Below are 13,089 nucleotides of genomic sequence, written 5' to 3'. Positions count from 1 at the left end.
CATTCAATTTGTTTAAAAACTATGTTCTTCAATATCAAGATCGTCGATGTTGTTGCAAATGCACTGCTTGAAACCAGTATCTACGCCGCTGCTTTCGCGCTTGCCCCGCAAAACGAACTTCTCGCCACATACATTGCAGCGAATGGTCACTTTCACTCTGACTGCTTCCATCCCTACCTCCAGCTTACCCTAAAAATGTACTCTAGCTTTCAGTATGGACAGCTGCTTTACAATTTAACCTCTTCATCGCGCTTCAAAAAACGAAATGGCGATCGCGAGTTGGCCCGCTGCATTTTTCGGAGGCCAACGACCCATAGCACCGCCATGAACGGAATGATGAACCAGATCCAGCTGGAACGCATCGTGATCATAATCCAGTCATAGCTGCCGTGCAGCATTATCGGCAGCAGAAACGATACGATAATATAATTTCTGCGTTTTTTGCCATTGCTCTCGAACTTCGCTTTGCCTACGTAATAGCCCATCATAATGCCGAAGAGGGCATGTCCCGATACGGGAAGCAGCGCCCTCATAACGAGCGAGCCGAACGATGCGGGAGCCAGGAAGGCATACATCACATTTTCGAGCGTCGCAAATCCTAGCGATATGGAACCGGCGTACACGATGCCGTCGTAAGGTTCGTCAAACTCCGTATGATTGTAAATAAAATGATAAAGAACGAACCATTTTATAAATTCCTCTACGCCAGCCGATTGAATAAATGAAAAGACGACTGGATTATCGCCCCACCAAAGCTGCAAGCCGCGCTGCACAACCATAATCGGCAGCACGATCAGCACGCCCAGCAAGAACATCCGGACGACCATATGAATAGGCTCCGTATCGTATTTATCCTTTAAATATAAATATGTCAGCAGTGCTATTCCTGGTGCCACCGCTGCTGTCAAGACAGAGATCCACATCATCGCCGTTCTTCACCCCCCCATGCCGTGCCTGCTGCAACCACCCTCAATAACGGGAGGCCGCATATCTATTTCTACATCATCCCTGTAATAGCCCTCATTATTTTGCATCCATTCAGTATAGACCAAGATTTCGTGTCCTATTGCCCAGCGAATCCTGCTTGTCCAACCAATCAGGGATGTCCAGTTCCTCTTCATTATACAACGCTATAGACACATCGGATATACCTTTTATTATATTGACAACACCTCGCGCCATTGCCGTTTCCCTGACTCTGGAGCAGGCCAGCGCTTGTACGATTACATAAAAAGAAGAAGAGCATCAGCAGGCTTGACAGCTCCTGCAGATGCTCCGTTCATTGCGCCCTCTTCGCTTAAGCATTGCCTAGTTGAAAAAATGAGTGCATATTTCTTTCACAGCCTCGGAAGGCATGATTACTTTCCCGTATTCCTCCAACATCGCATAAGTGACCGATGTGGCTTCGCCGTATTCAGCCAGCAGGGCGATAACGGCATTGTGGCGGGACGTTTCAATCAAAGCCGGTTCCAGCGCCAGTATATATTTATTATTGTAAGCATACAGGCGCCCATCTTCTGTCAGGGCAGCGGCTTGCAGCTGTCTGCAAACCTGTATAACATCCTCGAAATCCCGAAAGGAATACATGACGATATCGCTTTGCTCAAGCGTCACTTCCATTTCGTAAATTTCGTCATCTGCGTCATCATCATCGGACGTTCTCTCTTCCGAGCTTCCGTTCATTTTGCCGCGAGTGACAATCACGACCATACCTTGGGCCGGTAGGGCAAACACTTCGACCGCTAACGGTCCGCTGGCATCGAATCCAAGTTCACTGTATGCTTGATCCATCATTTCACTGAATAGTTCGTGCACCTTTGGAATTTCGCGCCACATGTCGTCCTTCTGGATCCCTCGTTCCAGCAGGTCGTCGAACGTCAGAAATATTTTTATCTTGTCCTGACTAAGTCGTTCGATCTTCATGACAGGATCCTCCTCTGCAGCATCTGTTGTAACAGCGTATGAAATTTATAAGAAGATGTGACCAAAATGGTCAAATCAAACTATGTAACTACTTTATCATGTTCAAACTCGGATTGCACCTAAAATAGGCAAAAAGAATCGTTCGAATCTGCACTTTTTCAGTGCCTCGTTCAAACGATTCCTTCCAGAAACTGTTGGTTAATGTGTCTTGTTCGACGATTCCGCCATGATCTCCTCGGCTTGCTGTTTCAGCTCTGGATCACTGTTCATCATTGCTTCAATCTGAACCCAGCCGTCTCCGAATTTTCCGGCGGTATCGTCTGTACGCTTTGGGCCCTTGTTTACAGCCTTTTTCGTCCAATCGTTATTCCACAAGGACATCGCCTTGTGGCCAATCGTTGAACAAGCGCTCGCCAGCACGCCAGCTGCAAGTGCAGCTGTACCTGGACGCTTGCGGGCAACATAGAGAGCAGCGGCTGCCCCGGCAAGCCCTCCGAGAAGAAATCCTCTTAGCCTCATAGTAGGACAAAACCTCCTTGATTTAGGGCCCTAAAAAATCCCCATTCAATATTCGATTTCACCCTTTAGTGTGGCTTGCCTCCTCTTATTTATCCTGCTTAATAAAGGAAATCCCGCGGCCTGCAAAACACAGCATGATTGATTATGCTACAATAATACCCATTGACAACTACAACATAAATGGAGGTTCATTATGTTTAAACGAATGACCGCATCGCTCGCTGTTCTTTTGGGAACTGCATTAGTTGCTGCGGCTTGCAGCCAGCAAAGCGTCCCGTCTGGCAGCAATCTGCCGCAGGAAGGTGCTTTGGCACAGGAAAGCCCAGCAGCCGAGCAGTCGCCTGCCGCTTCTCCTGTCCTTCAGCAAGAGGAGCCAACGGCTTCGCCCCTTGCAGAAGAAGCAACGCCGTCGCCAAGCGAGGCACCGGCTGCCAAGCTGTACAAAATGGACAGCGTATACCGCTTCAAACCGCTTGACAAAGGAACGACCGATAAGGTTGTGCTGCTGACCTTTGATGATGGCCCGCACAACAAGGAGGTGCTGACCAGCCTGCTCGATACGCTCGGCAAGCATAAGGCTAAAGCGATCTTTTTCGTGAACGGCTACCGAGTTAAAGCGAACCCTGATTTGCTGACGCTCATTCATGAGCGCGGACAGACGATCGGCAACCACTCCTGGGACCACATCAACTTGAAAAAAGAATCCGCCGCCAAAGTGGAGCAGCAGGTTGCTGATGTTCAGGATACCGTCATGAAGCTGACCGGCGAAGCGCCAAAGTTTTTCCGGCCCCCTTATGGCTCCGGCAACGATAGCGTTAAAGAAATCGTCAAAAACCACGGCATGCTGTACATGACGTGGTCCAATGGTTCGCTTGACTGGGAACAGAAATCTCCCGGAAATCCTGACAAAGTTGTCGAGAGTGTGCTGGAACAGCTTCACCCAGGCGCCAACATTTTAATGCATGAGCTGGCCTGGACCGCTGAAGCGCTTGACAAGCTGCTGACGCAGCTTGAAGACAAGGGCTATGGCTTCATCGATCCGGCTGCAATTGATACGGACCTCACGAATTAGAAGCTTGGGGCAGCTAAGTGCTCCGGCAGCTTAATTCGCATATTTCAATCCGTACCAGAACAATCCTGCGACCAAACTCAAAAAGAGAAAAAACAATACATTATAATACCATCTCGTTACTTTGCTAGCGCCCGAAGGGAACTTTTTCCGTCTTGGGGGAAGGATCTCCCTTCCCTCTTCATCGATTCGGGGAGCTTCCGTTTTCTCGGGCGACGGCCCTTTGCGCGTGGCTTTCCCGAATTTTTGTACCCTGCTCATAATTGCCCTTTCGGTTCCCTCCTGAATCTGATAATAAAGCCCATAATCATATCTATCGCAAAGTGTGCAAGAATTGGGGCCCATAAGCTGCCAGTTTGTATATATATCCATCCTAAGCCGTAACTGATGGAAAACACAAGTCCAGTTGGAATCCAATGCTTTAAATACCGGACATGAATGGCTGCAAAGATGATGCTTGTCCAATATGGCCCGAAAGCGTGCTGTAAAGCGCCCCTGAAGAGCAGCTCCTCGCATACCGAGACAACGAACGACAATACGATAATATGCCAAATCGGGCGTTCACGGAAAATCCGGTCATTTACGCCGCCATCATCGGCTGCTTCATCAGGCACAAAGCGGGAAATGGACAAATCTACTAGCAGTACAACTGCCGCCAAACCTAGTCCAAACCACAAGACATTAAGCTCTTTTGGAAAATGAAATAAATGAATTATGTTCTGACGCTGAAATAAAACCCATATCAAGCCGATAATAAAAGTAAGTGCTTGCGTCATGTACAAATTAATGAGCAGCATGCGATCGTCAAGCTCGTCAACGGTCACCTTGCGCACTCGTATTTTACGGATGTCGAATTTTTTCATAACTTCCCGCCCGTCCTGGAGGTTCGTATTTTTGATGTAAATTCACCTGTACGCACAGGCAGCAAAAGAGAGCAATAATGAATACATAAATAAAAGGGAGTTTTGTTATGGAAAAGCAGCTAACCCGTTCCGCCATGTTTTACAGCATCGGTTTTATTTTTATGCTGGTTTGCGCAGTCGGCGCATTTTTCTACGGGGTACAGTACGGCAGTGAGCAGACTAAAACCAGCTACGAAATGAAACAGTTAAACAGTGAGGCTAAATCCAAGTCGACTCCATACCAGCAGCAAGATCTTGTCTCCTACTATCATACTGTATTTCTGCCCTACCGTGAATTCCAAAACGAATGGTTCAATGCTTTGAAAAAACTGGAGCAGGATGATTCAGCCGATGGCAACGCCATGTTTAAGGATTTGTCCAAGCTAGCCAAGAAAAAAGCCGGCGAGGTCGCTTCCTTCAATATGCAGCAATCGCCACTGCTCGGTGAAGCACAGACGAGCGTTATTAAAAGCCTTGAATTGTTTGAGCAAACGTCAAACAGAGCGGTGAACAAAGCGAAGACGCTCAATTCTGCGAAGCTCATCGCAGCCGTTAATGACGATTCCATTTACCAGGCAGCTGTGAAGCAATCCCTTTCCTCGCAGCAATCGTATTACAGCGCGATGATGAAATGGGCGGCTACCGTAAACAGTGATATACCAAGCGAATACAAGTTCCCGAATATTTTGGAAATCAGCAAATGGAACAAGCTGCCCCTTATTGTAAAAAATAAATTGATGGCTGACCATTTGTTGTCGCATAAGCAATTAACGAACTATTATCCACAGGATCTGGTTATCCGGATCGATGAATTTATTAAGACGGGGCAAGCGAGCAAAATGAAAATTCGCTCCATCGCTGCCATTGCTGAGCTGCTGATGAATACAGCCGCCGTGCGCAACGGCGACTACAGCAGCGGCTTCGAGCAAATGTACAGCAAGGAAGTGCTGCCGCTGCTGCCTTTCTTCACTACTACCTCGTCTTAAAAGACTGCTTGTGCTAGTCGTATTGAAACCCTTGAAGCAGGGCTATGGCCGCCATTCCTCCGGTTACATTGTGGAGGCTGCCATAGCCCTGCTTTTCTAAATATCCGCATACATTAGCGCTGCGTACGCCATGTGCGCATACGATATAAAGCGGCTTGTCATCCGCTAATTGTCCCAAGTGATGAGGAATCGTATTCATCGGAATAAGCGTAGATTGCTCCAGATGATAATAGTCCCATTCAAATGACTCCCGAACGTCAATGACTTGCCCTGCCTCTATATGTCCTTTCTCCAAAAGCTGCAAAAAAACATCCGCTTCGATCTCTTCCCAATTGTTCATGTCTCGTCTCTCCCCTTTATCTATTTAAGCAGGCAATGCATGAATCATATCAAAAAATTTCACATTTGATCAAGTTTGAGGATTGCAATTGTCCATGTTAATGCTTTAAAATGATAAAGGCTATCCTTTCTGTCATTCGACATGATTCGAGTAGCCGTTTGACTATATGAAACTCTCGCCTCGCATGCGTATGTGTGCAAGGGCGGTTTTTATTTTAGTATCACACCTGATGTAGCTTACGAAATGATTTTTACATTCGCAAAAATTTTAGGGGGCAATCTACTTATGTTTAAAGTGCTAGTATCCGATCCCATCAGCGATCTGGGCATCCAACAGCTTGTAGACGCGGAAGATATCATTGTCGATAAAAAACCAGGTTTAAGCGAGGATGAGCTCGTAGCCATTATTGGCGAATACGACGCTCTGCTCGTTCGCAGCCAAACGCGTGTAACAGCACGCATTATGGAAGCCGGCAAGCTTCTTAAAGTCGTTGGACGCGCAGGCGTTGGCGTAGACAACATTGATCTGGACGCTGCAACGCAGCGCGGAATTATTGTTATTAACGCTCCTGACGGCAATACGATTACAACTAGCGAGCACACTTTCGCCATGATGATGGCTGTAGCCCGCCATATTCCTCAAGCCTATATGAAAACGGTCAATGGCGTTTGGGATCGCAAATCCTTCCTTGGCGTAGAGCTTCGCAACAAAGTGCTCGGCGTTCTTGGCATGGGTCGTATCGGCAGCGAAGTTGCAAAACGTGCAAAAGCTTTCGGCATGGACATTCTCGGCTACGATCCGTTTATGACAGAAGAGCGTGCAGAAAAGCTTGGCATCAAGCTTGCATCGGTGGACGAAATTGTCCGTAACGCGGATTTTATGACGGTGCACACCCCGCTTACACCTGAAACTCATCATATGATTGGCAAAGACCAATTTGCTGTTATGAAGCCTGGCATGCGCATCGTAAACTGCGCTCGCGGCGGCATCATTGATGAAATTGCTCTGGTTGATGCGGTTGACCAAGGTATCGTCGCTGGAGCAGCATTCGACGTATTTGAAGTTGAGCCTCCGGCTGAGGACCACCCGTTCCTGAAGCATCCGAAAATCATCGTAACGCCTCACCTTGGCGCATCGACAGTTGAAGCGCAAGAAAACGTTGCGATCGACGTTTCGGAGCAAGTGCTGCACATTTTGCGCGATGAGCCGTTCAGCAATGCCGTTAACATGCCGCCAATTCCGGCTGGCCTGCAAAGCAAGCTTCAACCGTATTTCATTCTTGGAGAGAAGCTGGGCAGCTTCATTTCCCAAATGACAGACGGTCCGGTACAGGAAATCGTTGTCGGTTACTCCGGTGATCTTGCAGAAGTAGATACACAGCCACTGACTCGCTACGTTGTCAAAGGCATTCTGTCCCACCACCTTGGTACGGAGCAAGTGAATGTCGTCAACTCGATGCATCTTGCGAAAGAGCGCGATGTTAACATCGTCGTTCAAAAATCGCATATTGCAAAAGACTTTACGAATCTCGTAACCGTATCGCTACGCACGAAGAAGGAAGATCGCACTGTTGCCGGCACGCTGCTTACTGGCTATGGCCCGCGTATCGTTCAAATTGACAATTTCCCTGTCGATGTTACGCCAGAAGGCAATCTAATCCTGATCTCGCATAACGATAAGCCTGGAATTATCGGCCGCGTAGGTACGTTGCTTGGAACGAATGACGTGAATATTGCAACGATGCAGGTTGGTCGTCAGCTAGAGGGCGGCTCCGCGATTATGGTATTGCGTGTTGACAAAGGAACGCCTAAAGAGGTTCTTGAGCAGCTTACGAACTTGACTGAGCTGAACACTGCAAAAGAAATCAAAATCTAATACGGACTTCTGTCCATGCGAAAAACCCCGGAGTGGTCGTTGTTGACCGCTTTGGGGTTTTTGTTTGCCACTGGCTTGCTATACCCTGCACTATTCTACTCCTACTCCTATATTCCATGCCTATACCTGACAACAGGCTGCTATACACCTTCTGATCAGCTTCTACAGCCTTAAAAGTCTTGGCGTGCTTGGGTATAGCAATGCTCCGATATCGACGAGATTGAGCGCCTCAGGCCCCGTGACAACTCTATTCCATTTATTCAAATGTTTCACGAGCAACAAGATTTAATGCTTCTTTTCAACAAAAAATAGCGCTCCTATCGGAGCGCCTTGACAGCTAATGCTTTGTTTCGACAGGCAGCAGCAGCGTAAAGGTCGTCCCTTTGCCGAGTATGCTGTCTACTTCTATTTGTCCATTATGCTGGGTGATGATGTTTTTGACGATCGCAAGGCCGAGTCCTGTTCCTACAGAGGTGCCGCGCTTGCGCGATTTGTCTGCTTTGTAAAAGCGTTCGAAGATATACGGCAAGTCCTCGCTAGGAATGCCTTGTCCCTCGTCTTTAATTTGCATTTGGATATAATCGGTATGGTTAATCGTCATCGGGCTTGCTGCAATCGTCACAGATTTGCCAAGCGGCGTATGCCGCAGCGCATTATCGAGCAAATTCGTCAGCACCTGTTCCAGCCGGTCTTCATCCGCCCCTAGCAGCAGCAGCGGCATATCAGGCAGCTCGGTCTTGAACATGACTTCCCGCTCCTTGGCAAATACTTGGAACTTGCGATGCACACGCCTGATTATTTGCTGCAAATCGAACTGCCGCAAATTCAGCTCCACATGCCCGGCTTCCATGCGCGCCATATCCAGAAAATCATTGACCAGCCTGCCCATGCGCAGCGATTCATCATAAATGACCTGCACAAGCTCCTTGCGCTCCTCTGGGGAAGCCACAATATCGTCTAGCAGCGCTTCGCTGTAGCCTTGCATCATTGAAAGCGGCGTTCTAATCTCATGGGAAACATTCGCCACAAAGTCACGCCGCAGCTTCTCCAGCTTATGTTCCTCCGTCACGTTCCGAATGACCGCGACCGCTCCGCGGGCAACGCCATCCAGCAGCAGCGGAGCCATGACGACAGACCACATGCTGTTGTGCACGTATACTTTATTCGAAACATCGCGGCCTTCGTCCATGACCTTCTCGAATATATCAAGCAGCGGCCCAGGAACAGAAGAGTATGGCTTTGTGCTATCGTAAAAAGCATCGCCCCACTCCTGATTCAGATCAGCCCAGCGGTTTATAAGCAAATGTCCCGGCGGATTTGTCAAAATTATTTCGCCTTCAGCATCGAACGTAATAACTCCGTCACCCATACTGCGCAGGATGCTCGATAAATGCTCCTTCTCATGATTAAGATCATGAATGAGCTTATCGACCTGCTCAGTCATATTATTGAACGTATTCGCCAGCTCGCCAATTTCATCATTTGAGCGAATTTTCACCCGCATCTGATAATTTCCTTGCGATATCGAATCCGCAGCCTCCTTCAGCTCGAGCAGCGGCTGCTGAATTTTACGCGATAGAAAAAAGGCAAAGAAGGTCGACATCAGAAAACCGATAACTGCAACGATGACGAACAGCAGCATCACTTCATGGCTGGCATCATTTTCAAATAAATATCCGATATACGGAATAAGAAATACGCCAAGCGTCAGCAGCACGACGGCCACGAGCAAAATAATCGTCACCCACAGCTTGCCAACGACGCTATGCCACAGTAGAAAAGGAGAGTACTTCCTCCAGTTCATTACTTTGGCACCTCAAGCTTGTAGCCGACGCCCCATACCGTCGTAATCATGGCAGCAGCGTCGCCCGACACTTTGTTCAGCTTCTCGCGCAGACGCTTGACATGCGTATCAACGGTTCGGAGATCACCGAAAAACTCATAGTTCCATACATCCTTAAGCAATTCCTCACGGGAAAACACTTTATCCGGCGAAACAGCCAAATAATGCAGCAGCTCATATTCCTTTGGCGTCAAGCTCACTTCCTGACCTGCCGCTGTTACGCGGTGGGCATCATGCTCTATGACCAAATGCGGGAATACGATATTGTTGCTGGAATTGACTTCCTTCGTCAAAAAAGCAGTAGCCGAGGAGCGGCGCAAAATCGCCTTCACCCGATAAATGACTTCGCGCGGGCTGAATGGCTTAACAACATAATCGTCAGCACCTACTTCAAATCCTTGCACCCGGTTCATTTCCTCGCCTTTCGCCGTCAGCATAATGACAGGCGTCGCTTTCACTTGACGAAGACGGGAGCACATTTCCACGCCGTCAATGCCCGGAAGCATAACGTCGAGCAAAATCAGCGCATAGTCCGTAGCCGTAGCCATTTGCAGCGCAGATTCCCCATCTTCCGCTTCATCAATGACGTAGCCTTCCTTTTCCAAATACATTTTGAGCAAACGGCGAATCCGTTCTTCATCGTCAACAACCAAAATTCGGCTGGCGAAATTGGACATATTCATTAACCCCTTTCCCAATCGCGATTAATTCGTTCCCGCGTAAGAATGAAGGCCCGCTATTACCAGATTTACGCCAATCAGCGTAAATAAAATAACGACGAAGCCGATGACCGCGAGCCAAGAGGACCGCAGGCCCTGCCAACCGCGTGACAATCTGAAATGCAAATAAGCACTGTAGTAAAGCCAGGAAATAAGCGCCCAAACTTCCTTCGGGTCCCAACCCCAGAATCGGCCCCATGCAATATTGGCCCAAATCATGGCAAAGATGAGCGCACCGAGCGTGAAAATCGGAAAGCCTATCGCAATGGCACGATAGCTGATTTCATCCAGATCATCCGGGTCAACACCCTCCATGACTGGATGAATGACTGCGCCAAGCGGCTTGCGGAATACAAGGCGAAGCAAACCATACAAAATCGTTCCGGCAATAATCGACCAAATAACCGTATTGAGCTTGCGTCCGGCATTAACGCCGTTCATCCATGATGGTGCCTCAAGCTTCGTATCCGTCATGCCGAGGAAGCTGTCAGCATGGACGACCTGGCTGTTATAAGGCTTCACAATTGGAGGCAGCGTATAATCAACCGTTTCGACTTTTGATGACTCAATCCCTTTAGAATCGATTGTCGACAGCTCTTGCGAGAACTGCGCTTCATAACCAGCGGAGCGGAAACCAAATACCGCAACGAGAAAACCAATAATAATAATAATCGTATATAGCGAGAATTCGACCCAAAATCGCGATCTCCGCGCTTCCTTCGTCTCGCTTTTAAAATCAACAACCCGCAGCAAATACATAAGCCCTGCAGCAAAACCGACGGCAAAAAAGGCTTCGCCGAGCGCAGCTGTCGTGACATGCACTTTCAGCCAAATCGAGTTAAGCGCTGGAATAAGCGGCTGAACCTCCTGTGGAAAAACCGAAGCATAAGCCACGATAATAACAGTTAGCGGCAGGGAGAACATGCCCAGCAGCGCTTTACGATAAATCGCATATATAATCGTAAAAGCAATCATAATCGCCATGCCGAGGAAGGTCATAAATTCGTACATATTACTCGTTGGAATTTGACCGCTTCCTGCCCATCGTGTGAAGAAGAAGGTCAGATGGGCAGCCAGCCCCAAGCTTGAAGTGATAAACGCAATGCGTCCCCAGCGCTTCTCATGCTGAAACGGATCGCGGTTGCTCCACTTTTTCCCCGCAATCGCAATGACATAAAATAAAAAGGCAAAGCAATACAGAAAAAAAGCGGCTATAAAAGCATCACTGCTCAAATCAACTAAACTCACGCGTTATTCCCTCCGTTATCTAGCGACTTTGGATCTACGGTCACGCCAATTTTTTGAAGCGCGCCCGCCACATCCGCCCGCATGCCGTACCAGTTTTTATTCGTGTGTGCGCCAAGAGACAGCTGACCATCATCAATGCGCAGCCAAATTCTACGATGCTGCCAATAGGAGCCCATCAATAGGCCAATCATTGAAATAGCTGCGCCGACCCAGACGAAGTTCAAAGCCTTGTCTACACGAACGTTAAGCGAGGTAGAAGCTTCTGAGAAGTTGACATTTTGCATTCCGTCGACCTTGATCTCAAACTTGCTTGCTAAAGCGCCATTAATTTGATCTTGCCCGAACTTCTCCTTGTCCTTCTGCATCGGGAAATACATATAAGGCTGACCCGCTTCAGGCAGTCCCGGTCCGGTAATCAGAAAGACGAATGCTGGCGCATTAGGCTCACGTCCGAGCGTCGTCGGTTCTCCGTTCTCGCCAACTGCAAAATCCATGTAATTAGCGATCAGCCGCATTTTGTAAGGACCGAGCTCATAATTCAGCGCCGCATCCTTCATCGTCAGCTCGAACGGCCCGTATTTCTCGCCGGTCTCTTTATTAATCAGCATCGGCTTGACACTGATAAGCTTAGGCGTTAGGTCGAAGTCAAACTGATAAAGCTTCAAGCCCTTATACTTCAGCGGGCTGTTGACGATAATATCATGTTTGGCTACTTCCTCAAGCACCGGCGTCTCGCCAGCCTCGCAGCCGCTTGTACATGTATAAAGCACAGCCGCTGTTTCATAAAGCTTCGCTCTAGCTTGTCCCTTCAGCTCCGGCGGAAGCTCGTCATCCGTATAAAAATCAACGGTAAACTTTTCATTTTTGACATAATAGTTGGTGCCTTCAATCGGTACGGTCGCGCCGTCAGCAACGGTAATATAGCTGTCCATTTGCCAGCCCGGCAAGCTGCGGGCGAGTATCGAGAGCAGAAACAAAATAAGGCCGATATGATTAATATAAGGCCCCCATCTACTAAATCGGTTTTTCTCCGCAAGCAGCGCTGAGCCGTCCATATGAACGCGGTAGCGCTTCCGCTTTAGCTGAGCCGCAAACTGCTCCACCCAAGCTTCGGCAGGCTCGTCCACTTTTGCGGAATAAACCGTCTTCTGCCGATTGATGAAATGGAGATGCTTGCGAATTTGCTGCTTGCTCAGTGCCCGATATAACGGCAAAATCCGGTCCAGGCTGCAAATGACGAGCGACGTTCCGATCATTACAAGCAGCGTAATGAACCACCAGGACTCATAAGTGTGCGACAACCCCAGCATATGATAAATCTTCCCTGGGGTGCCGTATGTACTTTCATAATAAGCCGCAATATCAAAATTGTTAATAAACGTGTTTTCCTGCGGGTAAATCGTTCCGAGAGTAGCGCCGAGAAACGTCAGCACGATCAAATAAATCGCAATTTTGACGGAAGAAAAAAAGCTCCAAATCCGATCGATCGGATTTTGGTTTTTCTTCTGCGAACGCCGGGCAATGCCGTCATAACGCATTTCCAGCGGCTCACTTTGCTGCTGGTCCTCCATAAGCGGCTTGCCGCAGCTTTCGCACAGCACAGTTCCAACCGCGTTCTGATGCCCGCATTCACACTTGGTGTTATGTATAGATAACACGGAAGAA

13 protein-coding genes are annotated in these 13,089 nt (G+C 48.3%); 3 read left to right on the top strand and 10 right to left on the bottom strand.

The genetic code is table 11. From position 1 onward, the window contains the following. Positions 1–12: 12 nt before the first annotated feature. The 4 genes from AC50Y5_RS04615 to AC50Y5_RS04600 form a co-directional block, all read right to left on the bottom strand. Positions 13–171, bottom strand: a complete 159-nt coding sequence (locus AC50Y5_RS04615; protein WP_200931577.1) for a hypothetical protein — start codon at positions 169–171, stop codon at positions 13–15. Positions 172–227: 56 nt separating this feature from the next. Then, a complete protein-coding gene (prsW, locus tag AC50Y5_RS04610) occupies positions 228–926 on the bottom strand; it encodes a glutamic-type intramembrane protease PrsW (RefSeq protein WP_056028862.1) in 699 nt (232 codons plus the stop codon). A gap of 382 nt (positions 927–1,308) precedes the next feature. Further along, on the bottom strand, positions 1,309–1,923 hold the full coding sequence (locus AC50Y5_RS04605) for a genetic competence negative regulator (RefSeq protein ID WP_046232007.1): 615 nt from the start codon (positions 1,921–1,923) through the stop codon (positions 1,309–1,311). 198 nt (positions 1,924–2,121) lie between these two features. Further along, entirely contained in the window at positions 2,122–2,442 is a 321-nt protein-coding gene (locus tag AC50Y5_RS04600; RefSeq protein ID WP_056028864.1) for a hypothetical protein, read from the bottom strand. A 193-nt stretch (positions 2,443–2,635) separates the two neighbouring features. On the opposite strand from AC50Y5_RS04600, the gene AC50Y5_RS04595 reads away from it, so the two are divergent. Then, positions 2,636–3,514: a polysaccharide deacetylase family protein gene (locus AC50Y5_RS04595; RefSeq protein ID WP_494858713.1), complete on the top strand. Its 879-nt coding sequence runs from the start codon at positions 2,636–2,638 to the stop codon at positions 3,512–3,514. Between the two features lie 254 nt (positions 3,515–3,768). On the opposite strand, the gene AC50Y5_RS04590 is transcribed toward AC50Y5_RS04595, so the two are convergent. Then, positions 3,769–4,374, bottom strand: a complete 606-nt coding sequence (locus tag AC50Y5_RS04590) for a CPBP family intramembrane glutamic endopeptidase (protein WP_494858711.1) — start codon at positions 4,372–4,374, stop codon at positions 3,769–3,771. A 107-nt stretch (positions 4,375–4,481) separates the two neighbouring features. Here AC50Y5_RS04590 and AC50Y5_RS04585 point away from each other — a divergent pair, with 107 nt between their 5' ends. Next, positions 4,482–5,399, top strand: a complete 918-nt coding sequence (locus tag AC50Y5_RS04585) for a hypothetical protein (RefSeq protein ID WP_494858709.1) — start codon at positions 4,482–4,484, stop codon at positions 5,397–5,399. A 13-nt stretch (positions 5,400–5,412) separates the two neighbouring features. On the opposite strand, the gene AC50Y5_RS04580 is transcribed toward AC50Y5_RS04585, so the two are convergent. Beyond that, positions 5,413–5,739 carry a rhodanese-like domain-containing protein gene (locus tag AC50Y5_RS04580; protein ID WP_430156474.1) on the bottom strand — a complete coding sequence of 109 codons (327 nt, stop codon included), beginning with the start codon at positions 5,737–5,739 and terminating at the stop codon, positions 5,413–5,415. A gap of 285 nt (positions 5,740–6,024) precedes the next feature. On the opposite strand from AC50Y5_RS04580, the gene serA reads away from it, so the two are divergent. Continuing rightward, a complete protein-coding gene (serA, locus tag AC50Y5_RS04575) occupies positions 6,025–7,614 on the top strand; it encodes a phosphoglycerate dehydrogenase (RefSeq protein WP_056028876.1) in 1,590 nt (529 codons plus the stop codon). A 337-nt stretch (positions 7,615–7,951) separates the two neighbouring features. Here serA and AC50Y5_RS04570 read toward each other — a convergent pair whose 3' ends face one another. The 4 genes from AC50Y5_RS04570 to resB are packed head-to-tail and all read right to left on the bottom strand — an operon-like array spanning position 7,952 to position 13,082. Beyond that, complete coding sequence (locus tag AC50Y5_RS04570) at positions 7,952–9,418, bottom strand: ATP-binding protein (protein ID WP_056028878.1); 1,467 nt, start codon at positions 9,416–9,418, stop codon at positions 7,952–7,954. Continuing rightward, complete coding sequence (locus AC50Y5_RS04565; RefSeq protein WP_046231997.1) at positions 9,418–10,134, bottom strand: response regulator transcription factor; 717 nt, start codon at positions 10,132–10,134, stop codon at positions 9,418–9,420. Before AC50Y5_RS04565 ends, AC50Y5_RS04570 begins: the two co-directional genes overlap by 1 nt. A 27-nt stretch (positions 10,135–10,161) precedes the next feature. After that, entirely contained in the window at positions 10,162–11,424 is a 1,263-nt protein-coding gene (ccsA, locus tag AC50Y5_RS04560) for a cytochrome c biogenesis protein CcsA (protein WP_056028879.1), read from the bottom strand. Continuing rightward, entirely contained in the window at positions 11,421–13,082 is a 1,662-nt protein-coding gene (gene resB, locus AC50Y5_RS04555; RefSeq protein ID WP_494858706.1) for a cytochrome c biogenesis protein ResB, read from the bottom strand. The genes ccsA and resB overlap by 4 nt, the downstream gene beginning before the upstream one ends. Positions 13,083–13,089 lie beyond the last annotated feature (7 nt).

It is taken from the genome of Paenibacillus sp. JT22N7 (assembly GCF_059383875.1).
The sequence above is the reverse complement of the archived record's forward strand: the minus strand, read 5'-3'. Positions and strand labels throughout refer to the sequence as shown.